Origin of the sequence: Pseudooceanicola antarcticus (assembly GCF_900215355.1) — a bacterium.
Lineage (GTDB): Bacteria > Pseudomonadota > Alphaproteobacteria > Rhodobacterales > Rhodobacteraceae > Pseudooceanicola > Pseudooceanicola antarcticus.
This window is the reverse complement of record NZ_OBEA01000001.1, coordinates 738189-764636: the sequence shown is the minus strand read 5'-3', so window position 1 is coordinate 764636 and position 26448 is coordinate 738189. Positions and strand designations below refer to the sequence as shown.

The 26448-nt window shown below is 67.0% G+C and carries 20 protein-coding genes; 6 read left to right on the top strand and 14 right to left on the bottom strand.

From position 1 onward, the window contains the following. Window positions 1–122: 122 nt before the first annotated feature. Window positions 123–647, bottom strand: a complete 525-nt coding sequence (locus CRO50_RS03715) for an invasion associated locus B family protein (protein ID WP_097144506.1) — start codon at window positions 645–647, stop codon at window positions 123–125. 214 nt (window positions 648–861) lie between these two features. On the opposite strand from CRO50_RS03715, the gene CRO50_RS03710 reads away from it, so the two are divergent. Beyond that, window positions 862–1872 (top strand): asparaginase, encoded by a 1011-nt coding sequence (locus CRO50_RS03710; RefSeq protein ID WP_232617706.1) that lies wholly within the window; start codon window positions 862–864, stop codon window positions 1870–1872. A gap of 155 nt (window positions 1873–2027) precedes the next feature. Here CRO50_RS03710 and polA read toward each other — a convergent pair whose 3' ends face one another. From polA to CRO50_RS03695, 3 genes are all read right to left on the bottom strand, one after another. Further along, window positions 2028–4838, bottom strand: coding sequence for a DNA polymerase I (gene polA, locus CRO50_RS03705; RefSeq protein WP_097144504.1), 2811 nt, complete (start codon window positions 4836–4838; stop codon window positions 2028–2030). Window positions 4839–4915: 77 nt separating this feature from the next. Further along, window positions 4916–6961, bottom strand: coding sequence for a penicillin-binding protein 1C (pbpC, locus tag CRO50_RS03700; RefSeq protein WP_097144503.1), 2046 nt, complete (start codon window positions 6959–6961; stop codon window positions 4916–4918). Then, window positions 6958–12417, bottom strand: a complete 5460-nt coding sequence (locus tag CRO50_RS03695) for an alpha-2-macroglobulin family protein (RefSeq protein ID WP_097144502.1) — start codon at window positions 12415–12417, stop codon at window positions 6958–6960. Before CRO50_RS03695 ends, pbpC begins: the two co-directional genes overlap by 4 nt. Window positions 12418–12571: 154 nt before the next feature. Here CRO50_RS03695 and CRO50_RS03690 point away from each other — a divergent pair, with 154 nt between their 5' ends. Further along, window positions 12572–14812 carry a response regulator gene (locus CRO50_RS03690; RefSeq protein WP_097144501.1) on the top strand — a complete coding sequence of 747 codons (2241 nt, stop codon included), beginning with the start codon at window positions 12572–12574 and terminating at the stop codon, window positions 14810–14812. Window positions 14813–14954: 142 nt separating this feature from the next. Here the strand turns inward: CRO50_RS03690 and yaaA are convergent, their stop codons facing one another. From yaaA to CRO50_RS03675, 3 genes are all read right to left on the bottom strand, one after another. Beyond that, window positions 14955–15734 carry a peroxide stress protein YaaA gene (gene yaaA, locus CRO50_RS03685; protein WP_097144500.1) on the bottom strand — a complete coding sequence of 260 codons (780 nt, stop codon included), beginning with the start codon at window positions 15732–15734 and terminating at the stop codon, window positions 14955–14957. Window positions 15735–15808: 74 nt separating this feature from the next. Beyond that, complete coding sequence (recQ, locus tag CRO50_RS03680; protein ID WP_097144499.1) at window positions 15809–17854, bottom strand: DNA helicase RecQ; 2046 nt, start codon at window positions 17852–17854, stop codon at window positions 15809–15811. Between the two features lie 93 nt (window positions 17855–17947). Further along, a complete protein-coding gene (locus tag CRO50_RS03675) occupies window positions 17948–18232 on the bottom strand; it encodes a YggT family protein (protein WP_097144498.1) in 285 nt (94 codons plus the stop codon). A 125-nt stretch (window positions 18233–18357) separates the two neighbouring features. On the opposite strand from CRO50_RS03675, the gene CRO50_RS03670 reads away from it, so the two are divergent. Beyond that, on the top strand, window positions 18358–18888 hold the full coding sequence (locus tag CRO50_RS03670; protein WP_097144497.1) for an acyl-CoA thioesterase: 531 nt from the start codon (window positions 18358–18360) through the stop codon (window positions 18886–18888). Window positions 18889–18910: 22 nt separating this feature from the next. On the opposite strand, the gene CRO50_RS03665 is transcribed toward CRO50_RS03670, so the two are convergent. The 3 genes from CRO50_RS03665 to CRO50_RS03655 all read right to left on the bottom strand — a co-directional run bounded on the left by CRO50_RS03665 (window position 18911) and on the right by CRO50_RS03655 (window position 21149). After that, on the bottom strand, window positions 18911–19090 hold the full coding sequence (locus CRO50_RS03665; RefSeq protein WP_097144496.1) for a zinc-finger domain-containing protein: 180 nt from the start codon (window positions 19088–19090) through the stop codon (window positions 18911–18913). Window positions 19091–19183: 93 nt separating this feature from the next. Next, window positions 19184–19564: an HIT domain-containing protein gene (locus CRO50_RS03660; RefSeq protein WP_097144495.1), complete on the bottom strand. Its 381-nt coding sequence runs from the start codon at window positions 19562–19564 to the stop codon at window positions 19184–19186. 7 nt (window positions 19565–19571) lie between these two features. Beyond that, the gene (locus CRO50_RS03655) at window positions 19572–21149 is read right to left on the bottom strand and encodes a DUF5928 domain-containing protein (RefSeq protein ID WP_097144494.1); all 1578 of its coding nucleotides are present in this window, start codon (window positions 21147–21149) and stop codon (window positions 19572–19574) included. Window positions 21150–21307: 158 nt separating this feature from the next. On the opposite strand from CRO50_RS03655, the gene CRO50_RS03650 reads away from it, so the two are divergent. Beyond that, window positions 21308–22126, top strand: coding sequence for a sulfotransferase family protein (locus CRO50_RS03650; protein ID WP_097144493.1), 819 nt, complete (start codon window positions 21308–21310; stop codon window positions 22124–22126). Here CRO50_RS03650 and CRO50_RS03645 read toward each other — a convergent pair whose 3' ends face one another. Next, window positions 22127–22726 carry a TetR/AcrR family transcriptional regulator gene (locus CRO50_RS03645; protein ID WP_157791708.1) on the bottom strand — a complete coding sequence of 200 codons (600 nt, stop codon included), beginning with the start codon at window positions 22724–22726 and terminating at the stop codon, window positions 22127–22129. It abuts the gene before it with no gap. 84 nt (window positions 22727–22810) lie between these two features. Here CRO50_RS03645 and CRO50_RS20060 point away from each other — a divergent pair, with 84 nt between their 5' ends. Together CRO50_RS20060 and CRO50_RS03635 are read left to right on the top strand one after the other, a co-directional pair. Continuing rightward, window positions 22811–23122 carry a hypothetical protein gene (locus CRO50_RS20060; protein WP_179747192.1) on the top strand — a complete coding sequence of 104 codons (312 nt, stop codon included), beginning with the start codon at window positions 22811–22813 and terminating at the stop codon, window positions 23120–23122. Beyond that, on the top strand, window positions 23122–23829 hold the full coding sequence (locus tag CRO50_RS03635) for an SDR family NAD(P)-dependent oxidoreductase (RefSeq protein WP_097144491.1): 708 nt from the start codon (window positions 23122–23124) through the stop codon (window positions 23827–23829). Before CRO50_RS20060 ends, CRO50_RS03635 begins: the two co-directional genes overlap by 1 nt. An 86-nt stretch (window positions 23830–23915) precedes the next feature. Here CRO50_RS03635 and CRO50_RS03630 read toward each other — a convergent pair whose 3' ends face one another. From CRO50_RS03630 to CRO50_RS03620, 3 genes are all read right to left on the bottom strand, one after another. Beyond that, complete coding sequence (locus CRO50_RS03630) at window positions 23916–25019, bottom strand: site-specific DNA-methyltransferase (RefSeq protein WP_416061086.1); 1104 nt, start codon at window positions 25017–25019, stop codon at window positions 23916–23918. 100 nt (window positions 25020–25119) lie between these two features. Beyond that, a complete protein-coding gene (locus CRO50_RS03625) occupies window positions 25120–25740 on the bottom strand; it encodes a ribonuclease HII (protein ID WP_097144490.1) in 621 nt (206 codons plus the stop codon). A gap of 121 nt (window positions 25741–25861) precedes the next feature. Then, window positions 25862–26320 carry a hypothetical protein gene (locus CRO50_RS03620; RefSeq protein WP_097144489.1) on the bottom strand — a complete coding sequence of 153 codons (459 nt, stop codon included), beginning with the start codon at window positions 26318–26320 and terminating at the stop codon, window positions 25862–25864. Between the last annotated feature and the right edge of the window lie 128 nt (window positions 26321–26448).

Below are 26448 nucleotides of genomic sequence, written 5' to 3'. Positions count from 1 at the left end.
GGGGGGCGGAAGCCGGGTCTATAACGGATTCCCTCGCCCGTGAAAACCCATGCCGAAAAGGGCGCCCTGCGCCCTGCCGGTCACGTCATCGAGAGGGATCGCCCAGCCCCGAAGGGCCCGGCTTACTGGCAGCGGCGCGCGCTGTCTTCCACCGCCGCGGTGAACCCCATGAGAGAGAAGGTGTCCTTGGTCACCGTGCCGCGGCCCGACCGTCCGGTCAGCACGGCTTCGGAGCCCGCCTTCATCGAGGCCAGGATCTTGCCGTCGTCCTCGGTGCTCGCCGGCCAGGCCCATTCGCCCTCGGTATAGAGGTCGTAGCTGGTGCCATCGACGTCGATGGTGACCACGGAGCCCTCGGCGAAGGGATAGCCGCCGGTGAAGGCCAGCTGCCCGCCGACCGAAGCGTCGGGGCGGTAGAAGGCCATCAGCTGGATCTCGCTGCGACGGACCGAGACGACCTCGCCGTCGCGGGTGTTCACGGTCTCTTTCGGCACCGAGACCGCCCAGCATTCGCGCGGGTCATTGTCCTCGAATACCGACCAGTCGGTCACCGCCGCGACCTGGTTCTCGCTCACGTCCTGTTGGGCCGATGCGGCACCCGCCGCGCAGGCGATAATCGCCGCAGCTACGCTACCCCGAAATGTCATCTGTCCAGCCTCCAAGCCGTCCTTGCCTCTGTCTTGCCCCTTGCTGCCTTGGCGGCGTCTTGCGGGGCGCGTTCACTCGACATTGCAATACTAGCCGAGATACTGCCACAAGCGAAAGACCGATTGGCGAGATTTCGCACATGGATCGGGCACATCACGGTGAACGTCGAAAGGACATCCCATGCAGGCTTCGGGCGCAGAGAGCCATGGCAACATGATCGGGGCACAGGACAGGGGCGCCGTGCCCATGGTCGAGCTCTGGCGCGGCAACCTTTGTGAATCGCTGCACTACGGGCATGCGGTGGTGGTCGACACCACGGGCCAGATCGTCGAGGCCTGGGGCAACCCGCAGGCGGTGATCTACCCGCGCTCGTCGTGCAAGATGGTGCAGGCCCTGCCGCTGCTGGAAAGCGGCGCCGCCGATGCCGCCGGGCTCAGCCCGAAGCAACTGGCGCTGGCCTGCGCCTCGCACAACGGCGCGGCGATCCACTCCGAGGCCGTGACCTCCTGGCTGGGCGAGATGGGCATGGGCGAGGCCGATCTGCGCTGCGGCCCGCAGGAGCCCGCCGACATCCCCGCCCGCGATGCGCTGATCCGCGCCGGGGAAAGCCCCTGCCAGATCCACAACAATTGCTCGGGCAAACATGCGGGTTTCCTGACCCTGAACCGCCACCTCGGCGGCGGCTCAGAGTACACCGAGTTCGATCACCCCGTGCAGCAGGCCTCGCTGCAGGCCTTTGAAGAGGTGACCGGAGAGGCAATCCGGGGCTGGGGCGTGGACGGCTGCTCGGCGCCCAATTTCTCGACCTCTCTGCTGGGTCTGGCGCGCGCCATGGGCCGCTTCGCCGGGGCACGTGAAGGCCAGGGCCTGCGCGAAAGCGCCCAGGCCCGGCTGACCCAGGCAATGATGACCTACCCCGAGATGGTCGCCGGAGAGACCCGCGCCTGCACCGATCTGATGCGGGCAATGAACGGCCAGGCGGCGATCAAGACCGGCGCCGAGGCGGTCTTCGTGGCGATCCTGCCCGGCAAGGGGCTGGGCATCGCGCTGAAGGTGCTCGACGGCACCACCCGTGCCAGCGAGGCGGCCATCGCGGCGCTGCTGGTGAAGTATGGTGTGCTGGACCCGGCCCATCCGGCGGCGAAGGAACGGCTGAACCCCGAGCTGCGCTCGCGCCGCGGCTTGCTGGCCGGCGAGATCCGGGTGGCGGACGGGTTCGCCTGACACGTAGGGAAGCTGGATTGGCATCCACATTACGCGACGATTGCGTAGGGCGGGGTTCACCCCGCCGCGCACGCCCTCGCCGCTGCGCCCAGTGCCAATCGAACTCTCGGCCCCATCAACTGGCGTAGGGTGGGCGCGAACCCACCCCGCCAACATCAGTGCGCCTCGGCCCAGTTGGCCCCGCGCCCGGCATCCACGACCAGCGGCACGTCCAGCTTCACCGCCGGATCGGCGGCACCTTCCATGATCGCGCGAGCGGCCTTGATGACGTCCTCTTCCGCGCCGGCTTCGACCTCGAAGACCAATTCATCGTGGACCTGCAGCAGCATCTTGGCGGGCAGCTTGGCAATCGCTTCGGGCATCCGGATCATCGCCCGGCGGATGATATCCGCCGCCGTGCCCTGGATCGGCGCGTTGATCGCGGCGCGCTTGGCGAAACCGGCGCGGGGGCCCTTGGCGGCGATCTCGGGCGTGTGGATCTTCCGACCGAACAGCGTCTGGACGTATAGGTTTTCCTTCGCGAAAGCCGTGGTCTCGTCCATGTATTCGCGGATACCGGGGAAGCGCTCGAAATAGCGGTCGATGAAGCCCTGCGCCTCGGCCCGCGGGATGCGCAGGTTGCGTGCGAGGCCAAAGCCCGAGATGCCGTAGATCACGCCGAAGTTGATCGCCTTGGCCTGACGGCGCACCTCCGAGGTCATCTCGTCCAGCGGCACGCCGAACATCTCGGAGGCGGTGGCGGCGTGAATGTCCTGCCCCTCGTGGAAGGCCTGTTTCAGCGCGTCGATCCCCGCCACATGAGCGAGGATGCGCAACTCGATCTGCGAATAGTCGAGCGACAGCAGAACCTTGCCCTCGGGTGCCACGAAGGCCTCCCGGATGCGGCGGCCCTCTTCCGAGCGCACGGGGATGTTCTGCAGGTTCGGATCGGTCGAGGCCATGCGGCCCGTGTTCGCCCCCGTCTGCACGTAAGAGGTATGCACCCGCCCGGTCTCGGGGTTGATGTGCTCCTGCAGGGCATCCGTATAGGTCGATTTCAGCTTGGACAGCTGCCGCCAGTCCAGCACCCGCGCGGGCAGCTCATGCTCGGTCGCCAGATCCTCAAGGATATCCGCCCCGGTGGCATAGGCGCCGGTCTTGCCCTTCTTGCCGCCGGGCAGGGACATCTTGTCGAACAGGATCTCGCCCAGCTGCTTCGGGCTGCCCACGTTGAAGCTCTCCCCCGCCAACTCGTGGATCTCGGCCTCGAGCTGCGCCATCTTCTGGGAAAAGGCGTTGGACATGCGCGAGAGCGTGTCGCGGTCGACCTGCACGCCATGCATCTCCATCTCGGCCAGCACGGGCGAGAGGGGGCGTTCCAGCGTCTCGTAGACGGTCGTCACCTTCTCGCGGTGCAGGCGCGGCTTCAGCACCTGCCAGAGACGCAGGGTGATGTCGGCATCCTCGGCGGCATAGCGGGTAGCCTTGTCGATCGGCACCCGGTCGAAGGTGATCATCGACTTGCCTGAACCCAGAAGCTCCTTGATCGGGATCGGCACGTGATCGAGATAGCGCTCCGAGAGCGTATCCATCCCGTGCCCGTGCAGACCCGCGTTCAACGCGTAGGAGATCAGCATCGTGTCATCGAAGGGCGCCACGTTGATCCCGTAACGCTTCAGGATCTTGGCGTCGTACTTCATGTTCTGGCCGATCTTCAGGACGGCGTCGTCCTCAAGCACCGGCTTCAGCATGTCGAGCGCCTGGTTCAGCGGCATCTGCCCCTCGGCCAGCTCGTCGTTGCCGAAAAGGCCCCCGGACTCGCCCTCGGCCTTGTGGGTCAGGGGAACGTAGCAGGCCGTGCCCGCATCGACGCAGAGGCAGATGCCGACGAGGTCGACGCGCATCTCGTCGAGGCCGGTTGTCTCGGTATCCACGGCGACATGGCCGACCTCGCGGATGCGGTCGATCCAATTCTGCAAAGCCTCGGCGTCGCGGACGGTCTCATAAGCCTCGGGGTTGATCGCCGGCGCGTCGGGCACGCTGTCCTCGATCGCGCCGGTGCCGGCGGAAACCTCGGGCTCGGGCACGCTCGGTGCCTCGACGCCCAGGCCCTCGGCGATGCGCTTGGTCAGGGTGCGGAACTCCATCTGCGCCAGGAAGGGCAGCAGGACATCGGGGTCCGGCTCCTTCACCTCGAGATCGTCCAGGGTGAAACCCAGCGGCGTGTTGCAATCCAGCGTGACCAGCTTCTTCGACAGCTCGATCTGCTCGCGTTTCTCGATCAGGGTCTGGCGGCGCTTGGGCTGCTTGATCTCTTCGGCGCGGTCCAGCAGCTCTTCCAGAGAGCCATATTCGTTGATCAGCAGCGCCGCCGTCTTGATCCCAATGCCCGGTGCGCCGGGCACGTTGTCGACCGAGTCGCCCGCCAGCGCCTGCACGTCGATCACCTTGTCGGGCGTGACGCCGAACTTGGCCTCGACCCCCTCGACGTCAATGCGGAGGTTCTTCATCGCGTCCAGCATCTCGACCCCGTCGCCGACCAGCTGCATCAGGTCCTTGTCCGAGCTGATAATGGTCACGCGCCCGCCCGCATCGCGCGCCTGGCAAGAAAGCGTGGCGATGATGTCATCGGCCTCGTAGCCCTCGATCTCTTCGCAGGCGATGTTGAAGGCGCGGGTGGCCTCGCGGGTCAGCGGCATCTGCGGGCGCAGATCCTCGGGCATGGCCTCTCGGTTGGCCTTGTAGAGGTCATAGAGGTCGTTGCGGAAGGTATGGCTGCCCTTGTCGAAGATCACGGCGACATGGGTCGGCGCGTCGGGGCCGGTGTTCCCCTCGACGTAGCGGTGCAGCATGTTGCAGAAGCCCGAGACGGCGCCAATGGGCAGCCCGTCCGACTTCCGGGTGAGCGGCGGCAGCGCGTGGTAGGCGCGGAAGATGAAGGCCGATCCGTCGATCAGGTGAAGGTGGCAGCCCTTGCCGAAACTCATGTGTCTATCCCCGGTTGCTTGGGGCTCAGATGTGCCATGAAGCGGGGGCCGGGGAAAGCCGGTTTAGCCGCCCTGCCCTAGTTCAGGCGGATCGAGGCGCGGGAAGAGCGGCCGTCTGCATCAACCACCGTCACATCCGCGAAACCGGGTCCGGGTCCGGGCAGGAGGGCCTCGGCCCGGCGCTGGCCGGTCAGCACCGGGGCACCATTCAGCAGCCAGGTGAATGGCGGGCGGCCGCGGTCGACACGCACCGGCAGATCGGCGGCGCCGAGTTCCAGCATGGCGCCATCCGGCGGGAAGGCCAGCTTCGGCGCATCCGGGTCGTGCCGTGCGGCCCCCCGGCGGCGGAACTCACGCAGGGGCTGTGGCAGTTCGGCATTGCTGACCAGCAGCACTTCGCGCGGCGGCGCGGGCAGCTCCTCGGTTTGCGGAGAGATCCTCTGGAACACGCGGAAAAGCAGCGGCGCGGCCAGGTCGGCACCGAAGGCCCCCGGCACCGGGGTGCCGTCCGGGCGACCGATCCAGACCCCCACCACATGCGCGCCATCATAGCCGATGGCCCAGGCATCGCGGTGCCCGTAGGAGGTGCCGGTCTTCCAGGCCACCCGCCCCCGCGGCCCGCCATCGGGCGGCACCAGCTCGCTCAGGATATGCCCGACCTGCCACGCGGCAGCCGGAGAGGTGATGCGACCGGACGCCTCCGCCCGGTCACCCATACGCCAGTGCAGGTTCATCGCCGCGCCCCCCTGCGCCAAACCGCCATAGAGCCGTACAAGATCCTCGAGCGAGACCCCGAGCCCGCCAAGCGAGATCGCCAGCCCCGGCACGCCCCCCGGCAGTTCGGCCTCGACACCCGCGCGGCGCAGGCCGGCCATGACATTGGCCGGGCCAAGCGCCTCGGTCAGCGAGACCACGGGCAGGTTGAGCGAGGATTGCAGGGCCTCGCGCACCGAGACCGGCCCCCGGAAGCGCCCGTCGAAATTCACCGGGCGGTAGCCTGCGAAATCCGTCGCACGGTCCTCGATCATGGTCTCGGGATGGGCCAGCCCGCGGTCGAAGGCCAGCGCGTAGACCAGCGGTTTCAGCGTGGAGCCAGGCGAGCGCAGGGCCCGCGTCATATCGACAAACCCTTGCGCCTGCGCGGAAAATCCACGCGACCCCACCGAGGCGAGCATCTCTCCGCTGCGGTGATCGGCGACCAGAATGGCGATCGAGAGATCCTGTTGCCGCCCCTGCAAGGCGTCCGAGGCCAGCGCCTCGAGCTTGGCCTGAAGGCTGGCGTCCAGCGTCAGGTCGTGGCGGATCAGGGTGGGCGCGTCGGCCCGCGCGCGGTCGGTCAGATGCGGGGCCAGCGCCGGGAAAGGTCGCCTTGCGCGCGGGACGGTGTCGACCCTCGCGGCCTCGGCGGTCTCGGCGTCGATCACTCCGGCGTCGACCATGCGCGCCAGGACCCGATCCCGCGCAGCCTGCGCGGCCAGGGGATCGCGGTCCGGGCGGCGCGCCTCGGGGGATTGCGGCAGAGAGACCAGCAGCGCGGCCTCGGCGGGGGTCAGCCGGGCGGGTTCCTTGCCGAAATAGGCCAGCGTCGCGGCGCGCAGCCCCTCCAGGTTGCCCCCCATCGGGGCCAGGGTGAGGTAGAGCGACAGGATCTGCGCCTTGCTCAACCGCCGCTCCAGCGCCAGCGCCAGCCGTGCCTGCCGCAGCTTGCCGGACCAGCGCCCCGTGCCACTGTGTTCCAGCAATCGCGCCACCTGCATGGTCAGGGTCGAGCCGCCCGAGACGACCTCTCCATGCTGCACCGCTTGCAGCGCGGCGCGCAGCAGGGCCACGCCATCCACCCCCGCATGGTCATCGAAGCGGCGGTCCTCGTAGGCGCGCAGCATCGCCAGGTAGAGCGGGTCCACCTCGTCGAGCGCCAGCTGCAACCGCCAGCGGCCATCCTCGACCGTATAGGCCCGCAGCAGGGCACCGTCGGCCGCGCGCATCTCGACCGAGTGGGCCGGTGCGAGCGGTGGCAGCTCGGTCGCCCCGACCCAGGCGTCGAAGCGATCCCGCGCCAGCCCCCCGCCCCAGAGGCAAAGCCCCAGGGCAAGCAGCGAGAGGGCGGCGCGGCGCGGCTTCATTCGACGACCCTGATCCGGGTCTCAGAGGTATTGGCGCGGTAGCGCGGGCGGTACATGTCCTCGACCGAGGCGGCCGGCAGAAGGTAGTCACCCGGCGTCACCGCGCGGACCACATAGGCCAGGGTGAAGCTGTCATCGCTGCTCCAGTCCACCGCTGCAAGAAAGCGGTCCAAGCGGAATTCGCTCATCTCCGGCGAGGCGCGTTCGACCCATTCCAGCGCCCCCAGATCGCCCGAACGCAGCAGGCGCGGGTTGTCGATCTCGAAGCCGGCGGGCAGCGGGTCGTTGACCATCAGCCGGGCGCCGGTTTCCTCGAAGGGGGTGACCTTCAGCATGACCACCAACCGTGTGCCCATGCGGACCCCATCGGGAGAGACCTCTTCGCCATCGGTGGAGTAGTATTTCCGTTCGATTGCGTATCCATAGCCGCCTTCCGAGAGCATCCCCTCGGGCACGCCGATGGTGGTCAGGGTCAGGTCGGTGACCTTCGCGCCCTCGTTGCGGATCGCCACCGGGGTGGGGGCGGTGCCACGCAGGGTGCGGATCATCGGGCCATCGACAGGGGCCCCGTCCACCGACAGCCCCGCGGTCGCCGGATCGCTGATCAACGCCTCGGCGGCCATCAGTGTCCAGGCGCTTTCCTGTGTCGAAAGCGGCCCCTCGACCGAGGAGAGATCAGCCAGAAGCGCTTGCCGATCAAGCACATCCGAGCCCGCCTCGACGGCCAACGTCAGCAGCCCGGCGGCATCGCGCATGGAGGTGCCGAAGTCGCTGCGGATCACCCGCGCGCCCTCCTGCCGCAGCGGCGTCAGCAGCTGCTGCGCCCGTGCGAACATCGCATCGGCGCGCGGCTGGTCACCGTAGAGCGCCAGTGCCGCACCCAGTTGCGCCGCCGCCATGGGAGAGCCGAAGTCCCCACCCTTCACATCCGCATAATAGCGCAGATCGCCCATCGAGGCCTCACCCTCGCGCGCCAGGACCATCAGCTGATAGGCCAGCGCCTCGCCGCCGCCGTTGATCTCGGCGGTGAAATCGGGGGCGTAGTTGACCATGTTGCGCAGGTTTTCCAGCGCGCGGGTGAAGGCCTGGTCGGGAACCTCGTAGCCGGCCAGGCGGGCCTGCGACAGGAAGTCGGTGACATAGGCGTCCAGCCAGGAGGTGCCGCCGCCCCCGGACCACAGCCGGAAGGCGCCATCTGCGCGCTGGCGCGAGAGCACCCGGTCGATGGCCTGATCCATACGGGTCCGGATCTCTGCCTGGCTGGCCAGCCCCATGCTCTCGGCCACCGTCCCGAGAGAGAGCAGCGGCATGGCCTTCGAGGTGATCTGCTCGGTGCAGCCGTAGGGGTACTGGTTGAGGACCGAGAGCACGCCGGGCACATCCAGCCGCGCCAGCGGACCGGCAGAGATCACCGCATGGGCGGTGTCGATATCGAAGCCGTCGAAGGCCTCGGCATCCAGGGTGAATGTCGCGCCCGAGGCCAGGTCGAAGCGCTGCGTGCGCGAGACCTCCGGCGTGTTGCGCCGCACCGGCAAGGTCAGCTCCCGCGTCAGTACGGAGCCGTCCGGCGTGGTCAGCGAGACCAGCAGCGGATAATCCCCGACCGCCCCGGCAGAGAGCGGCACGCGGAAACGTGCGGTCTCTTCGGCACCCAGTTCGAAGCCGCCGGGCAGCGCGCCCAGCTCCAGCCCCGGAGCCTCGATCGCCAGCTGCATCCGCCCCGTGGGCCCTTCGGTATGGACCACCTCCAGCAGCAGGCTGGAACGGTCGCCGGGGGCCAGGAAGTTGGGCAGAGAGGCGGTGACGACGACCGGATCGCGGACCAGAAGATCCTGGCTGGCCGCGCCGACGCCGGTGGCGCTCCAGGCGATGGCGACAAGGCGCAGGGTGCCGTTGAAGGCGGGAATATCGAAGCTGGCAGAGACCGTGCCATCGGCTTCGACCGGCAGCGGGCCCGAGAACCAGGTTACCAGATCCTCGGTCGGCGGCGGCGAGGCCGTGCCCGCGCTGGCGGCGGAATCGCCGCCCGAACGGATGCGCCCCATCTCACCTTGGCCGGGGTCGATCAGACGGCCGTAGAGGTCGCGGATCTCCATCCCGAGGCGGCGCTGGCCGAAGTAATGCCCATGGGGATCAGGCACTTCAAAGCCGGTGAGGTTGAGGATGCCAAGATCCACCGCGGCGAAGGTCACATAGGCCTGCTCGCCCTCGGTCACGCCCGAAACCCGCATCTCGGCGCTGAAACTGCCGCGCGGATCGGCTTCGGCCGGGCTGGTGAACTCGACCGCCAGCGCCTTCGGGCCGGGGTCGACCGAAGTATAGTCGAGGCCAAGGGCCCTAGCCGGGTTGCGACCCGAGGCCAGGTCCATCGGGCGCAGGAGGGTGGCGGTGACATAGGCGCCGGCGCCCCAGTCCTCGGTCACCTCAAGGGGCACGATGCTCTCGCCCTCGGGGACCTCGACCACCTGCATGTCGATCAGCCGGTTCGACATGACCGAGATCAGCGCGGTGCCCGCGTAGCGCGGCACGATGCGCAGCTCTGCCACGTCGCCGGGCCGGTAGCTTTCGGCATCCAGCGAGAGCTCGAGCGTGTCGGGGGTCGAGGTGGTGTCGGCCGGCACATACCAGCCCGCGTAGAATTCGACCGACGCCGCAGTGCGGTCATCGCGCGCACCCTCGACGACCAGCTCGTAGCGACCCCATTCCACCGGTGCCGAGACCTCGACCGGGCCGCTGCCAAGCGCGGCGCTGCCCGAGGCGACCTCGGTGCGGGTGGTGAAGCTCTCCCATTCCCAGTTGCCCCACTGGTTGTACCATTGGTAGCGGGTGGTCACACGGTTGAGGCGCCAGATGACTTCCATCTCGGCGGGGGCCGCGTCGGGGCCCAGGGCAATCAGGTTGAAGCTGGCCTCGCTGCCTTCCGACACCACGCCGTCGAAGGCGGGCCTGATGCCCAGGAAGGGTTCCGCCGGCAGGACGGTTTCGGCCAGGCGGCGCTCGATTGGACGGCCCGAGCCTTCCAGCACCTGCACCTGCAGGCTGACTTCGGCAGGGGCCGGGATCTGCTGCTGGAAGCCCTCGAAGTCGACCCGCAGATCGGCCAGGCCCTGCGCATCCGTATCCACATCGTCGAAATAGAAACGCTCGCGCTCGGTGGCGGCGTCGTAACGGCCGAACTGGTAGCCCGGATAGGCCTCGAGGCTGGGCACGGATTGCAGCAGGTAGCTGCCCGAGACGCCAAGATCCGCCGCCGGGGCGCCGAAGAGATAGCGCGCCTCGACCGAGAGGTCGCGCGCCTCGGCAAGCGACATCGGGCCATCGCCCGAGAGTGAAAGCTCGGCGTCGATGCGTTCGGGCAGGAAATCCTCGACCAGCACGGTCGTGCTGGCCAGCGCCGGAGCATCGAGATCGGATTTCAGCGCGATCCCCCAGGAGCCGCGCGGCACCGTCACCCCCACGGGGAAAGAGAAGACATAGCCACCTGCCATCTCGGATGTCATTGTCTTGCGGGCATACTCCACCCCATCCGGACGGGTCAGGATGGCGGTGACCGGCAGCTCCTCGGTGGCATGGGCGACGCCGTCGCGGGCCAAAGCGGTGATGTGGATCACCTCGCCCGCGCGGTAGGCGCCACGGTCGGTGGCCAGGAACATGTCGATGGCGCCGGCGGGCTCACGCCCGGCCACGCCGCGGTCGGTCAGGTCGAAGGCCGGGTCCTTGAGCGAGAGGAAGGACATGTCGCCCTCGCCCCGACGCGCGACCAGCAGGGCGGGGGCTGCGGCGCCGGTGCCTCGGGTCAGGCCGGGGGCGAAACGGGCATAACCCCGCGCATCGGTCTGCGCCGTGCCCAGCACCGCGTTGGCGGTGGACAGCAACGTCAGCTCGACGCCCTCGCGCGCCCCGGCATCGCCCAGGCCGCGCACCACCGCATGCAGACCATCCGCGCCCGTGTAGCTGGACATGCCGAGATCGGTCAGCACGAACCACTGGGTCGCGGCGGGGAAGTCGTATTCTTCCTTGTCGGGCACGCGGGCGCGCAGGGCGTAGACGCCGGGGGCCTCACCGGCCAGGGCCTCTTCCAGCGGCAGGCGAGTGGTGACCTCGAGGTTGCGATCCTTGCGCACCACGCCCTCGCCCTGCCAGATCCGCGTGGCGATCTCGGACGAGAAGTCGCGCAGCTCCCATTCCGAGATCTGGCGGTTGAACATGCTTTCCTGGATGGCCCGGATCAGGTTGCGGTCGGTGACCTTGTAGAGCTCAAGATCCACCCGGTCGATGTTCACCGTCTCGACCGGCAGCGCGGCCCCGGCGCCGGAGGCCAGCACGTAGCCGCGACCGGGGAAACGCACCTGCGGATCGCGGTCGGGGATCGAGATGCGCAGCTCGACATCGCGGGCCAGCACCTCGCCCATGCGTGAGGGCAGGCCCTTGCGGAAGGTCACCTGGTAGCCCTCGCCATGGGTGCCGCCGATGATGCAGAGATCCGCGCCCTCGGCCTCGACCGCCATCGAACTGTCGGGCAGGCGCAGGTAATCGGCGTAGGTCACACCCTTCGCCAGAGGCTCCGAGAAGGTGACGCAGGCGCGCGGCAGGGCGTTGTTGTGCTGCACCTCGTGCTCGGCGATGCGGAAACCGTAGAGAGAGCGGGCGTGGTCCAGCAGCCCCGAGATTTCGCTGCGGGACGAAAGCTGCCTTGCCAGAACCAGCGCCGGGATCATCGCATTGCCGCGGTCGTTCTCCTCGTAGGTGAGGGCCAGCATGTAAAGCGCATCAGCCCGGTCCCGGTCGCTTGCGGCGCGCAGGTAGGCGTTGAGCGCCGCCGACATGGCGCGGCGACGCAGGCGCGTGGTCTCGCTGGAATCATCCGTGGTGACCTGGCGCAGCATGTCCGCGTAGAGCGCCCAGTCGGTGTTCTCGTCCGAGGCCGCCGCCGCGGCGCCCGCGTAGCGCGCCGCGCGTTCATAGCTGCCGGAGGCGCCCAGCTCCCAGGCCCGGCTGCGCAGGACCGCTGCCTCGGTATGGCCCGCCGTGTGGAAATAGGAGATCCGCAGCGCCAGGTCCCTGGCATCGCTGAAGAGACCGCCAGAGACGAAGGGGTCGACCTCTGCGGCACGCAGGGCGGCAAGGTCACGCGCCGCCTGCGGGATCTCGACCACCCGCGCCGAGAAGGCGCCGTCGAAGGGCACCTCTTCGCGGATCGAGGACTTGGGGAAACAGGAGTTGTTCTGGCGGTTGAAGGTCAGCCCGACGCAATTGTCATCCGCCAGGCAGGCATTGCGGCAGGCAGAGACCGAACTGTCGAAGAGCTGCTGCAGGTCGGCCCCGGCGAAGTCCATGTCAGAGATCACCCGCAGCCTCTTTTCCGGCAGATAGGCCCTGTCCTGTGCCCCGGCGGGTAGGATGGCGGAGCTCAGGGCGATCAGACCTGCTGCGAAGAGCGCCAAAATTCGGGTCATGGGAAATCTCCTGCAATATGGGCCCAGACTGCCCCGCAGTCCCGCGCCGGGGCAAGGATTCCTTGACCGGGCCAATGGTTCTAAACGGATTTTTCACGAATGCGCGGCCAGTCTTCGACGGGGCCGGAGGACCGGCAGCAACGGAGAACCGGCAATGAGCCTGGCAGGCAAACTGGCGGAAGAGCGCCGCGCGCGCCTTGCCGCCGAACGATTGCTCGAGCTGAAACAGGCCGAGCTGCATGCCGCCAATCGCAAGCTTGGGCGGCACGCCAAGCTGCTGTCCGAACAGATCCACGAAAAGCGCGCCGAGGTCGAAACGGTGCTGAGCGCCCATGAGAAGGTGAAGTCCGACCTGGACGTGGCGCAACAGCGCATCGCGGTGGCCGAGCGGCGGCTCTGGCTGTCGATCGAGACCATCCCCGACGGCTTCGCCTTCTGGGATGCCGATAGCCGGATGATCGCCGCCAACCGCGCCTGGATAAAGGTCTTCGACGGGCTGGAAGAGATCGCGCCGGGCGTCACCTACATGCGCACCCTGCAGCTGGCGACCGAGGAAGGCGTGATCGACATCGGAGACACCCGCCCCGCCGACTGGCGCCATGAGATGCTGGAGCGCTGGCAAAGCTCCTCCCCCGATCCCTGCGTGATCCGGTTGTGGAACGGCCAATACGTGCGCCTCATGGACCAGCGCGGGCACGAGGGCGACATGGTCAGCCTGGCGCTCAACATCACCTCGACGGTGCATTATGAACGAAGGCTGCGCGAAGCCCGCCAGCGCGCCGAGGCCGCCAATCGCGCCAAGTCCGCCTTCCTCGCCAACATGAGCCACGAGATCCGCACCCCGATGAACGGCGTCGTCGGCATGGCCGACCTGCTGCACGACACCGATCTGACCGAGGAACAGCGCCTTTATACCGAAACGATCCGCAGCTCTGGCGAGGCGCTTCTGGTGATCATCAACGACGTGCTCGACTACTCCAAGATCGAGGCCGAGCGGCTGGAGCTGCACCCGGTGCCCTTCGACCTGGAACGCTGCATCCACGAGGTGCTGCTGCTGATGCGCCCGACCGCCAAGGAGAAGGGGCTGTCGCTGCTGATCGACTACGATCTCTTCACGCCGACGGGGTTCATCGGCGATCCCGGCCGCATCCGCCAGGTGCTGACCAACCTGGTGGGCAACGCGGTGAAATTCACCTCTCATGGCCATGTGCTGATCCGGGTCGTGGGCCTGCCGCAGGGTGAGGGCGACGAGGTCAACGTCACGGTCTCGGTCGAGGATACCGGCATCGGCATCGCCCCCGACAAGGCGCAGCTGATCTTCGGAGAGTTCAACCAGGCCGACACCGAAAGCTCCCGTCAGTTCGAGGGCACCGGGCTGGGGCTGGCGATCTCGGAACGGCTGATCCGGCTCATGGGCGGGCGGATCTGGGTCGACAGCGAGCTGGGAGAGGGCTCTGCCTTCGGCTTCCGGGTCGGGCTGCCGGTGGCGCGCGGCGTGGGCTACCACGGGGCGCCGGAGCCGGTGCAGGACCTGGGCCGGGTGCTGCTGGTCGACGACAACGAGCTGCAGCTGGACATCCTGCAAAGGCAGCTCGAGGTGCTGGGGGCCGAGGTGATCAGCTGCGACGGCGGAGCGGCGGCGCTTGGGTTGCTCGACGGTGTGGACCTGGTGATCACGGATCACAACATGGCCGGCATGGACGGCATGGAACTGGCCGAGGCGATCCGCGAGGCGGGGCATGGGGTGCCGATCATCCTGCTCACCCCGGCGGTGCATTTCGCCGAGCTCGACCCGGCGCGGCGCCATCTGCATGCGGTGCTGCAAAGCCCCACCCTGCGCGACGACTTCTTCGATGTGCTGCGCTCTCTCGCGGCCCCCGCCGAGGTGGCCGATGCGACCGACACGTCCCCGCCCCCGCCGCTGCCCGCACCTGAACCCGCCTTCGAGGCCCCCGGCACGCAGCGTTGCGCCCGCGTGCTGGCGGCAGAGGACAACAAGACCAACCGGCTGGTCTTCTCGAAGATCCTTTCGGCCGCGGATATCGAGCTGCGCTTTGCAGAGAACGGCGCGGAAGCGGTTCGCATGCATACCGAGTTCGACCCGGACCTGATCTTCATGGATATCTCGATGCCCGGCATGGACGGCAAGGAGGCGACCCGCCGCATCCGCGCTACCGAAGTGGTGACCGGCCGCCACGTGCCGATCATCGCCATGACCGCCCATGCGCTGGACGGTGACGAGGCGCGTTTCCTGGCCGCGGGCATGGATCACTACCTGTCGAAGCCGCTGCGCAAGGCGGATGTGCTGGACAAGCTGGCCAGCCTCACCCCTTCGGAGTTGCGCGCGCCCTTCCATGCGCCGCCCGACGCAGAAAAACGCAGCGAGAGCGGATAGGGGGTGGGGGGCGCTGCCCCCATCGGCTGCGCCTCCCCCCCGGAGTATTTTCAGCCTGGTGATGCGTGCAAGGGGCGCTGGTCGCGCCGTCCTGCTTCCATTCTGAGGCCGTGAATGCTCATGACCCGGCGGCGGAAAGAGCCTAGGCGGCCATGGCCTCGGCGTTGCGCAGGAAGACCAGTTCGGTCTCGGAGGACCGGTCGGGCTGGAAGTGGTAGCCGCCAAGGTCGAAGTCGGCGAGACCGGCGCTGTCGGTGATCCGCCGGGTGATGGCGAAGCGGGCCATGGCGCCACGGGCGCGCTTGGCGTTGAATGAAATCACCTTCTCGGCGCCGTTCTTCACGTCGAGGAAGACCGGCGTGACGATCTTCAGGCCAAGCGCCTTGCGGTCCACCGCGCCGAAGTATTCCTGGCTGGCGCAGTTCAGCAGCGTCTCGGTGCCAAGCGCCTCGGCCTGGGCCTTGAGCTGCAGCGCGATCCTGTCACCCCAGAACTGGTAGAGGTTGGTACCGCGATCCGTCTTCAGGCGCGTGCCCATTTCCAGCCGGTAGGGCTGCATTCCGTCGAGCGGCCGCAGCAGGCCGTAAAGGCCAGAGAGGATGCGCAGGTGATCCTGCGCGAAGGCCACTTCCTCGGCCTCCAGGCTCTGGGCGTCGAGGCCCTGGTAGGTGTCGCCCGCGAAGGCGAAAATGGCCGGACGCAGCGCCTCGGGCGCCGGATCGTCCTGGTAGTCGCGGTAGCGGTCGTAGTTCAGCTTCGACAGGTTTTCCGACAGGTCCATCAGCTTCGAGATCTCGGCCACCGACTTCCGGCGCATCACCGAGATCAGCTCGGCGCTGTCTTCGGGGAAGGGCGGCGCGGTCAGCGCGTGCTCTCTCTCGCTCCAGTCCAGTTTCTTCGCCGGTGAGACCACGATCAGCATGTAGTTACCCTTTCTTGCTCAACCCCGACTTATCGCGCGAGGCAGAGATGTCCACCCCGGTGCCGGGGCGGGTTTCACGCGGTTTCGCGCAATGCATCCAGGAAGGCCGCGCCGAAGCGTTCGGCCCGGCGCTCTCCCAGCAAGCGCTCGAGCTGCGCCGCGTCCGAGGGCCGTGCCTCGGCCACCTTGGCGATCAGCGAGGCAGAGCAGGAGAGCGGTTTCTCGTTGCCCTCTTCGCCGCGGGCCAGCGCCTGCTGGATCTCCATCAGCCGGTCATAGAGCGTGCCCGCCTCGCGGCCCGCCAGCCGGGCGCGCTTGGGGTGCAGCTCTTCCACGGCGCCGGTGATCACCTCGAGGAAGGTGGCGCCATAGGCCTGCAGCTTCTTGGCCCCGATGCCGGTGATCCCCGCCATCTGGTCGAGCGTCGCGGGCTTCTGCTCGGCCATCTCGATCAGGGTGCGGTCGTTGAAGATGACATATGCCGGCACGCGCTGTTCCTCGGCCAGCGCGCGGCGCTTGGCCTTCAGGGCAGAGAGCAGCGGTTCGTCCTCTTCCGAGACCAGCGTCTTTGCCGCCGGGCGGCGGGCGGTCCGGGCGGCGGCGATGCTGTCGCGGCGCAGGCGTATGCTTTCCTCTCCGCGCAGGATCGGACGTGCGGCCTCGGTCATGAAGAGCGCGCCGTGGCGTTCACCATTGGGGCGGATCAGGTCGTGCCCCTGCATCTGCCGGAAGATCGCCTGCCATTCGGCCTTCTTGAACTCGGTCCCCACGCCGTAGGTGGGCAGGCTGTCATGGCCGCGCTCGCGGATCTTGTCGGTCTCGGTCCCCGTGAGGATGTCGATCAGGTGGCCCGCGCCGAACCATTCCTCGGTCCGCAGCATGGCCGAAAGCGCCTTGCGCACCGCCTCGGTGCCATCGAAGACCTCGGGCGGGCGGTCACAGAGATCGCAATTGCCGCAGCTTTCGCAGGTCTCTCCGAAGTAGCGCAACAGGTTGGCGCGGCGGCATTCCAGCGCCTCGGCCAGGCCCAGCAGGGCGTTCAGGCGGCCATGGTCGGCGGCGCGGCGTTCGGGCGGCGCCAGCCCCTCGTCGATCTGCGAGCGGCGCAGGCGGATGTCGTCGGGACCGAAGAGGGTCAGCGTCTCGGCCGGTGCCCCGTCGCGGCCGGCGCGGCCGATCTCCTGGTAGTAGGCCTCAATGGACTTGGGCAGATCCGCATGGGCAACCCAGCGGATATCCGGCTTGTCGACGCCCATGCCGAAGGCCACCGTGGCGACGACCACCAGCCCGTCCTCCTGCTGGAAGCGCAGCTCGGCTTCGCGGCGGGCGTCGGGCTCCATCCCGCCGTGGTAGTGGATTGCCGAGAGCCCCACTTCGCGCAGGGCCTGGGCGATGCCCTCGGTCCGGGCGCGGGTGCCGCAGTAGACGATGCCCGACTGCCCCTTGCGGGCGGTGGCGAAGTCCAGGATCTGGCGGCGCGGAGAGTTCTTGGCGGCAAAGGCGAGGTGGATGTTGGGCCGGTCGAAGCCACGCAGGAAGCACTGCGGTTGCTGGCCGGCGAAGAGGCGGCGGATGATTTCCTGCTGCGTCTCTTCATCGGCGGTGGCGGTGAAGGCGGCCAGGGGCACGTCCAGCATCTCGCGCAATTCGCCGATACGCAGGTAATCGGGGCGGAAGTCATGGCCCCACTGGCTGACGCAATGGGCCTCGTCGACGGCGATCAGGCTGACATTGATGCGGCGCAGCATCTGCATGGCACCGCCCGAGGCCAGCCGCTCTGGCGCCAGGTAGAGCAGCTTGAGAGAGCCCTCTTCCAGCGCCGTCCAGACCGCCTCTGTCTCTTCTTCCGTATTGCCCGAGGTCAGCGCCCCGGCGGCCACGCCGGCCTCGCGCAGCGCGCGCACCTGGTCGCGCATCAGGGCGATCAGCGGTGAAATCACCACGGTGACTCCGTGGCGCATCAGCGCGGGAAGCTGGAAACAGAGGGACTTGCCGCCCCCCGTGGGCATGATGGCGAGCGTGTTCTGCCCCGAGGCGACGGCCTCGACGATCTCGCCCTGACCCGGGCGGAAGGCGTCGAAGCCAAATACGTCGCGCAGCAGCTTCTCTGCCTCGGCCATCCTGTCATCCCCTGTCTGCAAACAGGGGACACCATCCCATATTAACAAGGGGTGAACAAGGCAGGGACCGCCAGATGCGGGGGTCTTGTCGGGTTACATATACCCGATGTTGTTGGACACGACGATGCGGATCACCATGATGCCCAGCAGGACGATCAGCGGCGCCAGGTCGAGACCACCCATGGGCGGCAGGATGCGACGGATCGGCGCATACATCGGCTCCAGCAGGCGATTCAACGCGTACCAGATCTGGGCGACGAACTGCTGGCGCACGTTCAGCACCTGGAACGAGATCAGCCAGGACATGATCACATGGGCGATGACGAAGAACCACACGACGCTGAGCACGAGGTCGAGGATCATCAGCAGGGATTGCATTGGCATACTCCGGGTTTCAGGGCCGAACACAGGTAAGCAAACCGGGCCGAAAGAACAAGGAGAACGCAGGGTTTCGGTTGACGTTCGGGACAAGCCGCCGCAGCAGAGGGCCGAAGGAGAGCCCAATGTATCCCTATATTCGCCTGGCCAAGGAATTCCTCAAGTACCGGAACGCGCCCAAGCTGGCACCGGGCGAGGTGCATGTGTCGCATCACATCGTCTGGCCCTGGGATATCGACCCCTGGATGGAGCTCAACAACGGCCGCACCCTGACGCTCTTTGACCTTGGCCGCATTCCCTATGCCGCGCGCACGGGGCTCGTCGACATGATGAAGCGCGAGAAGTGGGGGCTGACGGTGGCCGGTACGGCAATCCGCTACCGCAAGCGGCTGACCGCCTTCACCCGCGTCGAGATGCGCACCCGCCTGATGGGTGTCGACGAGCGTTTCATCTACATGGAGCAGAGCATGTGGGTGGGGGACGAATGTGCCAACCACGCGACCCTGCGCACCGGCGTGATCAAGAATCGCAAACTGGTGCCAGTGTCGGAGGTGGCGGCTGCCCTCGGGTCGGATGTGGCGCTGCCCGCCCTGCCCGCCTGGGCAGAGGCGCTCTTCAAGGCCGAGAACGAACGTCCCTGGCCGCCCGAGATGTGAGCCCGAAGCGTGAGCCGGCGGCTCAGGTGTCGGCCACGGAGCCCTTCAGGATGTACTTGGCATCGCAATAGCCGCATTCGACGAACCCGGTCTCTTCCGGGATGACCAGCCAGACGCGGGGATGGCCCAGTGCGCCCTCGCCGCCATCACAGGCGACCTTGGCGGTTTCGACGATCTTGGTTTCCGGGGCTTCGATCGGCATTTGGGTCCCTCGCATGAGCTGCCTATGGCGTTGCAATTAGCGTGAAAGCGCGGGCGCGTGCAAGTCGCGCCGCGCGCAAGTCTGAAGCGGATCTTACTCGGCCGGGTCCAGCATACGGCCCAGCATCCGGCCACCCAGCACATGCAGGTGGAAATGCGGCACTTCCTGCACGCCGTGTTCCCCCGCGTTGGAGATGAAGCGCGCGCCTGGTCCCGCGTCGGCACCCACGCCGGTCATCTCGACCACCTTGGCCACGGCACGGGTGAAATCGACGATCTCCGCGTCCGAGGCCTCGGCTGCAAAATGGTCATAGGTGACATAGGCGCCCTTGGGGATCACCAGCACATGAGTCGGTGCCTGGGGCCGGATATCGGCGAAGGCCAGCGTGTGCTCGGTTTCCAGCACGGTGTCGTTGGGGATCTCGCCGCGCAGGATCTTGGCGAAGATGTTCTGATCGTCGTAGGCGTAGGCCATGGGAACCTCAGTCTGTGAAGAGATGGGGGTGAGAGAGGATCTCCTCTGCCGTGCTTTCGCTGACAGAGAGGAATTGCGCCAGCGCGGCGGCGTTCTGCGCCAGGCTGTCGGATTGGCGGATGGTGGCCATGTTGTCGAAACCCGCATCGCGGATGCGGTCGCTTTCATGGGCGATGTCATGGCGGATCGTCGGCAGCAAGCGTTCGAGCGAGGCGCGCGCGGTCTCTTCGCCCGCCAAGCCGACCCGGCGAGCATGGCCGATCAGGTAATCGTCAGAGAAATCGCATTCCACCTCGAGCAGCCTCGTCCGTGCCCGGTCGCTGCAGAAGTCCTGCAACAGGTGCAGCCCCTCGGGGTCCAGGCAGACCACCATGCGGTCGGTGCCGTGGTAGTCGAAGAGCATCCGCATCAGCGCCCGCCGGTGCCGCATGCGCTTTTCCAGCGTCGACTGGATGCCACCCAGATCCGGCAGCGGGGTCGAGCCCTCGTGGAAGAGGTATTCGATCACCCTGATATCGGTCAGCGCCGCGATCCGCTCGACCAGCCTTTTTGCCACGTGCCACTTCTTGCAGATCACGATCATCAGCTCGCGTTCGCGGCCAAGCGAGCTTTCGGTCTCCCAGAAGCGTGTCGCAAAGCGGCGGCCCAGCCGGCCCCGGTCGGTGAGGAAGCGGAAGAGCGAGCTGCCCTCGTTGGAGATCTGGAAACGGACCCCCTGGGCGGCATAGAGCTGCCCCAGGCGGCGCTTGATCTCATGCGCTTCGGGGCTGATCTTGCGCGCGAAGAGGTAATCCTGGCTGAGCAGCAGATCGTAGTGGTCGTTGTAGAAGGTCACCGGCATGCCGTAGTCGGTGAACATGAGGAAGGTCAGGGTGCGCGAGCGGATCTCGGTCTCGGGCACGAGGTGACGCACCAGGGTCTGGAAGAAGGTCTCGTCGGGAATCCAGGTGGTGCGGAAGAAGCGCATCACGTCGCGGCGCTGGCGGGTGAAATCCAGGATCGCCTCGATGGTCCGCCTGCGCAGGCACCACCACTGAGAGCCGATCATCACCTGGATATCCTCGGGGATCTTGCGCTCCAGCCCCAGTTTCTTCTGCCATTCCATCAGCTTGTAGAACCAGAACTTGTGCTTCCGCTCATTCAGGTAATGGCGGTAGATCAGGCGTTCTTCCTTGATCCCGGTCTTGATCCAGCCGGATGAGAAGAAGTCGAAGCTCTCGATATAGTCGACCTCTTCGCGGTCGAGCAGCTCATGGGCATATTCGGCCGACTTGATCGCCATGCAGTCGCCCGAGAGCATGTAGAAATGGGTGGCGCGCGGGAAGGCCTCGACCGCCGCTTCGACGGCGTGCAGCGTGGCCTCGACCAGCGACCACTCTCCCCAGCCGCATTTGCAGCGCTTGCGGGCGAAGGTGACACGCGGGTTGTCCTTCAGCGCTTCGCGGATCTGGTCGTAATCGGCGGGCTTGGCGCGGGCGTCGAAATGGATCGCCATGTAATCGCCGACCGCCGTCAGCCGGTTGGCCTGGTCGATGATCCCCTGCGGGTCCTTGTGACAGAGCAATATGAAAGCGATCGTCGCCATTGTCGCCTGCGGCCCTTCCACGGCTTGCGGTCCGATCAGTGATACGCGCCATGCAGGATTGATAAAACAGGGTTTCTTTGCTTTTTTGTGCGACAAGCGCGCCGGTCCCGAAAATCGGGCAATGATAACAGAGCGGCGCCACGCGGAGGGCGGGCAGAATGGGGTTTCCCGGAACCTGGATGACGGAAAGCGAAAGCGTGGTCTATCGCGTGGTGCCGAAGTGCGCCTGCTCGACCATCGGGCAGATCATGTTCTACTCGGACCATGGGCGCTTCTTCGATGGCGACATCCACGACTCGACCGAGGGTCTGCACAAGTGGTCGCAGGAGCATAGCCAGCCGCTGATCCAGGCGAATGCGAAGGCGCATGGCTCCTACGCCTTCACCTGCGTGCGCAATCCCTACACCCGCGTGCTGTCCAGCTTCTTCGACAAGATCTGCGGCATCCAGCGCAATGGCCGCCGCTACCGGGGCAACCTGGTGCCGCTGCTGGTCCAGAAATACGGCATCGAGGTCGGCGGCGAGGACGGCAAGGAAGAGTTCGACCAGATCGCCAGCTTCCGCCGCTTCCTGCTGTTTGCCCGCGACACCATCCGCTGGCGCCGCCCGATGGAGCCCGACATCCATTGGTCCGCCATGTCCGGCCATGTCTCGACCTTCATCGTCAACGGCGGGCGCTACGACAAGATCTTCTGGACGGAAAGCTTCAACGAGGGGATGCAGGAGGTGCTCGATGCCATCGAGACACCGCACCAGGTCGACCTCTCGACCATCCCCCGCTTCAACGAGAGCGAGGGCCACGGGCCCAAGCGCGCCCATCCGGTGGAAGACTACTTCGACGATCTCTCGATGCACCTGGTGCGCGAGATCTATCACCGCGATTTCAAGCTGTTCAAATACGACTTCGACAACCCGGCCAACAAGATGCCCGTCGGAGAGATCGACCTGGACGAGGTTCACGCCAAGCTGGGCGAGTGATCACACCCCGAGGTAGCCGCGCGCCGCGCGTTCCAGCCGGGGCAGGATCGCATCCACGTCCCGCTCTCCCGCAAGGCAGGCCGCATCGGCCATGGCATTGGTCATCGCGGCCAGGTCACGGGCGGCCCGCTCGGGCTCGGGCACGTCATGGGCGCGCAGCACGGCGATGACCAGCGCGGTGATCTCGGCCTTCAGCGCCAGGGTCTCGGCATCCAGCGGCAGGTGGCGCTCTGCCTCCTCGATGGCGGCGGCGCGGGCCGGGTCGGCGCGGTGATGCTCCAGCGAGGCCGCCAGCAGCAGGTGGACCGCACGGGTGATCTCCTGGCCCTCGCAGGCGCGGGCGGCACGGCGCAAATCTTCCAGCATCTCGGCGCGCATGGCGCGGACCAGTTCGGCCAGGATCGCCTCCTTGCCGGGATAGTACTGGTAGAGCGAGCCGATGGAGACCCCCGCCAGCTCCGCCACCGCATTGGTACTGACCGCCGCCACCCCGCCACGCTGCAAAATGCGAGCCGCCGCCTCGAGCACCGCCTCGCAGGTCGCCCGCGCCCGCGCCTGGCGCGGAGATTTCCTAAGGGTGACAGGGGGTTCTCTTGTCATCTGCGGGGCACCTCGGGATGCGAGTATGAAACCTGAGCCTTTGCTCGGATTCTGCATGTGTCCGCTTTTCTTGCAAGGTGCCCGATGACCCAGACCTACTTCCTGCTTCTCACCGCCCTGCCCGCCTTCCTGCAGATCCCCCGCGCCGAGCGCGATGCCCGCGCCGCCGAGGCGCTGGCGCAGGCCGGCCTGTCGCAGATGCGCTTCTTCGATGCCGAGGCCTTCTCGGCCCAATGCTCCGACATCGCCATGGTCGAGGGGATGTCCCCGAAGGCCTTCCACCGCGCCATGGAGGTGCTGCGGGACGGCCCTGTCTTCAGCACCCCCTGGTTCCGGCTCGAGGCGGTGATCCCGACGCTCGAGAACGGCCACCAGATGATGCGGGAGGACGCGTGATGGCCCGGACCATGCTTGTCACCGGCGCAACGCGGGGCGTCGGCCGGGCGCTGGCGCTGCAATTGCAACAGACCGGCTGCCGCGTGATCTCGGTGGCGCGGTCTCTCGATGCCCTGCCCGCAGGGGTCGAGGGGCTGGCGCTGGATCTCGCCACCCCCGATGCCGCCACGCGCATCGCCAGCTGGGTGCGTACCGAGCATCCCTCCTGCGCCGGGCTGATCAACAACGCGGCGATCATGGTGCATTCTCTGCTGACCGAGGACCCCCAGCCCGAGCAGATCGCCCGCGAGATCGCCATCAACCTTATCACGCCGATGCAGCTTTCGGCGCAGCTGCTGCCGGTGATCGCGGCGCAGGAGGGGTTCATCTGCAACGTGACCTCGGGGCTGGCCCTGGCGCCGAAACCCGATGCCGCCGCCTATTCGGCGTCGAAATCCGGGCTGCGCGCCTTCACCCGCGCGCTGCGCGACCAGGTGCGCCTGGCGGCTCTGCCGGTGCAGGTGCATGAGGCCCTGTTGCCGCTGGTCGACACCAGCCTGTCGCAGGGGGCGCCCGCGGGGAAGATGCCGCCCAAGGAGGCCGCGCGGCAGATCCTTGCCGGTATCCGGCGCGGCGAGGAAGAGATCGACGTGGGCAAGGTCCGGCTGCTGCGGCTGCTGCTCAGGCTCGCGCCGGCGCTGGCCTATGGGATCATCCGACGGTCCTGAAATGCAAAAAGCCCCGCCGCAAGCGGCAGGGCAAGGTGGCGGCGCCGCGTCCCCCAGGATGCGGCGCCCGCGGATAACTGTTTGGCTCAGCGCATTTCCTGGCGGATCTGCTGGCGCATGGCGTCGATCGGGATCTGCTTGCCGTCCCGCTTGATGCACCAGTAGGTCCAGCCGTTGCACGACGGCGCACCCTCGAGCTTGGCGCCGACCTGGTGGATCGAGCCCTTGATGTCGTCCTCGTTGGTCAGCGTGCCATCGGCGCGCACCTTGGCCTTGTGACGCCCATTCGAGGACCACAGCTCTTCACCCGGACGCAGCATGCCGCGCTCGACCAGCTGGCCGAAGGGCACACGCGGCTCGGCGCGCTTGGCGCGGGTCACTTCCAGCGCCTCGTTGTCGAACTTGCGGATCTTGGCGATGCGCGCCTCGGCGACCTTGCGGTAGCTCTCTTCGCGCTCGATGCCGATGAAGTCGCGGCCCAGCATCTTGGCCACGGCGCCGGTGGTGCCGGTGCCGAAGAAGGGATCAAGCACAACGTCGCCGGGGTTGGTCGAGCCGACCAGCAGGCGATGCAGCAGGCTTTGCGGCTTCTGCGTCGGATGCGCCTTGTCACCATTGGCATCCTTCAGACGCTCATGGCCGTTGCAGATCGGCAGAACCCAGTCCGAGCGCATCTGCACGCCCTCGTTCAGCTCTTTCAGCGCCTCGTAGTTGAAGGTGTACTTGGCCTTCTCGGATTTCGACGCCCAGATCATCGTCTCATGGGCATTGGTGAAGCGCTTGCCACGGAAGTTCGGCATCGGGTTGGCCTTGCGCCACACCACGTCGTTCAGGATCCAGAAGCCCTCGTTCTGCAGGGCCGCGCCGACGCGGAAGATGTTGTGGTAGCTGCCGATCACCCAGATCGCCCCATTGGGCTTCAGGATGCGCCGCGCCGCCTTCAGCCAATCCTTGGTGAAACGGTCATAGGCCTCGAAGCTGGCGAACTGGTCCCAGTGATCGTCGACCGCATCGACCTTGGAGTTGTCGGGCCGGTGCAGATCGCCGCGAAGCTGCAGGTTGTAGGGGGGATCGGCGAAGATAAGGTCAACGGAGTTCTCGGGAAGCGAGTTCATCACCTCCACGCAATCGCCGGACAAAATGGTATTGAGAGGGAGCTCGGGAGCCCCTTTTGCTTTGGTTTTCATCATGTACTGCCTCAATGCACGGCGCTATTTTCGCGCTCGTTGTTGTGGACAAATGATGAGTCAGACCGGAGTCCGCGTCAATTTATTAATTTGAATCAGCTGGTTAGTTTTCGTCTCGACACAAGATATTGCGCACAGGTCCGAAAGAACGCCTATGATGTGGTGTTACCCCTAGGTCGTGTAAAGCGGATCTATGTGCCTTCGTCGGGTAGCCCGCATTCGATTCCCAACCGTAGCCGGGGAACTGTTGCGCCAAATCCTCCATGATCGCGTCGCGGGCGATCTTGGCCACGATCGAGGCCGCCCCGATCGACAGGGAACGCGCGTCCCCCTTCACCACGGCGGTCGCCGGCAGGTTGAGTCCCTTGGGGATCTTGTTGCCGTCGATCAGCACGTGGTCGGGCCGCACCGGCAGGGCACTGATGGCGCGCATCATCGCCAGGTGGCTGGCCTGCAGGATGTTGATCTGGTCGATCTCTTCCACGCTGGCATGGGCAACCGAGACCTGGGCGCTGGCGGTCAGGGCCTCTTCCAGCATCCGCCGCCGCTTCACACCCAGCTTCTTGGAATCGTTGATGCCCTCGGGGATCGCCTCTGGGTCGAGGATCACTGCCGCCGCCGTCACCGGCCCGGCCAAGGGGCCACGCCCCACCTCGTCCACCCCGGCAATCAGCCGGGCACCGCGCGCCATCAGCGCCTGTTCCAAAGAGTAATCGGGTCCCATCCCCGCGTTTGAGCAGGCCCTGAGGCGCAAGACAAGCCGCCCCGGCGTGGCAGGCAGCAAAAACCCCGCCCCGGATGATCCGGGACGGGGCAGGTGGCTGCTCGATCTTGGTTTCTTCTTATCAGGCGGTGGTCCAGCCTTTGCGCTTCATGCAGGCCTTGCGGTAGATGAATTTCACGCCCCGCTGGCCGCGCGGCACATCGGTGCGCTGACGGCAGTTCTCGGGCAGGGCCTGGGGCCGCGAGGCGTTGTTCTTGGTGCAGGCGGCGGCGTAGCCGACGGCGCGGTAGCCGTTCACCCAGGTGCGCACTTCGCAGAACTGCGGCACGGTCTTTGCGGGACGCGGGCGGGGCTGCGGCTTGGGCTGCCAGCCGCCGTTGTGGTGGTGGTTGTTGTTGTTTGCCTTCGACTCGTTGGCGATGGCGGTACCGATGATCGCCAGGGCGCCGATGCCGATCAGGGCGCGGGCGAGCTCGTCATTGCCGGCGCGGGCCGGGGTTGCGGCGACGGACGTCAGCGCAACGGCGCCGGCGATGGTCGAGATGATGGCCTTGCGGGAGATCTGGAAGAAGCGGGTCATGTCGTGGTCCTTTCGGTCGGATACATGTGGCGTCGTGGCGCCTGATGGGTGGGGCCCGAGCAAGGGGCCCGGAAGCGATGAAACGAACATGGCCCTCCTCCCGACTGCCGGACAATATCACCCCGCCG

Excerpts from the sequence above, each read along its gene's own strand:
- CRO50_RS03715 (WP_097144506.1), bottom strand. The coding sequence starts at position 647 with ATGACATTTCGGGGTAGCGTAGCTGCGGCGATTATCGCCTGCGCGGCG.
- CRO50_RS03710 (WP_232617706.1), top strand. The coding sequence starts at position 862 with ATGATCGGGGCACAGGACAGGGGCGCCGTGCCCATGGTCGAGCTCTGG.
- polA (WP_097144504.1), bottom strand. The coding sequence starts at position 4,838 with ATGAGTTTCGGCAAGGGCTGCCACCTTCACCTGATCGACGGATCGGCC.
- pbpC (WP_097144503.1), bottom strand. The coding sequence starts at position 6,961 with ATGAAGCCGCGCCGCGCCGCCCTCTCGCTGCTTGCCCTGGGGCTTTGC.
- CRO50_RS03695 (WP_097144502.1), bottom strand. The coding sequence starts at position 12,417 with ATGACCCGAATTTTGGCGCTCTTCGCAGCAGGTCTGATCGCCCTGAGC.
- CRO50_RS03690 (WP_097144501.1), top strand. The coding sequence starts at position 12,572 with ATGAGCCTGGCAGGCAAACTGGCGGAAGAGCGCCGCGCGCGCCTTGCC.
- yaaA (WP_097144500.1), bottom strand. The coding sequence starts at position 15,734 with ATGCTGATCGTGGTCTCACCGGCGAAGAAACTGGACTGGAGCGAGAGA.
- recQ (WP_097144499.1), bottom strand. The coding sequence starts at position 17,854 with ATGGCCGAGGCAGAGAAGCTGCTGCGCGACGTATTTGGCTTCGACGCC.
- CRO50_RS03675 (WP_097144498.1), bottom strand. The coding sequence starts at position 18,232 with ATGCAATCCCTGCTGATGATCCTCGACCTCGTGCTCAGCGTCGTGTGG.
- CRO50_RS03670 (WP_097144497.1), top strand. The coding sequence starts at position 18,358 with ATGTATCCCTATATTCGCCTGGCCAAGGAATTCCTCAAGTACCGGAAC.
- CRO50_RS03665 (WP_097144496.1), bottom strand. The coding sequence starts at position 19,090 with ATGCCGATCGAAGCCCCGGAAACCAAGATCGTCGAAACCGCCAAGGTC.
- CRO50_RS03660 (WP_097144495.1), bottom strand. The coding sequence starts at position 19,564 with ATGGCCTACGCCTACGACGATCAGAACATCTTCGCCAAGATCCTGCGC.
- CRO50_RS03655 (WP_097144494.1), bottom strand. The coding sequence starts at position 21,149 with ATGGCGACGATCGCTTTCATATTGCTCTGTCACAAGGACCCGCAGGGG.
- CRO50_RS03650 (WP_097144493.1), top strand. The coding sequence starts at position 21,308 with ATGGGGTTTCCCGGAACCTGGATGACGGAAAGCGAAAGCGTGGTCTAT.
- CRO50_RS03645 (WP_157791708.1), bottom strand. The coding sequence starts at position 22,726 with ATGACAAGAGAACCCCCTGTCACCCTTAGGAAATCTCCGCGCCAGGCG.
- CRO50_RS20060 (WP_179747192.1), top strand. The coding sequence starts at position 22,811 with ATGACCCAGACCTACTTCCTGCTTCTCACCGCCCTGCCCGCCTTCCTG.
- CRO50_RS03635 (WP_097144491.1), top strand. The coding sequence starts at position 23,122 with ATGGCCCGGACCATGCTTGTCACCGGCGCAACGCGGGGCGTCGGCCGG.
- CRO50_RS03630 (WP_416061086.1), bottom strand. The coding sequence starts at position 25,019 with ATGATGAAAACCAAAGCAAAAGGGGCTCCCGAGCTCCCTCTCAATACC.
- CRO50_RS03625 (WP_097144490.1), bottom strand. The coding sequence starts at position 25,740 with ATGGGACCCGATTACTCTTTGGAACAGGCGCTGATGGCGCGCGGTGCC.
- CRO50_RS03620 (WP_097144489.1), bottom strand. The coding sequence starts at position 26,320 with ATGACCCGCTTCTTCCAGATCTCCCGCAAGGCCATCATCTCGACCATC.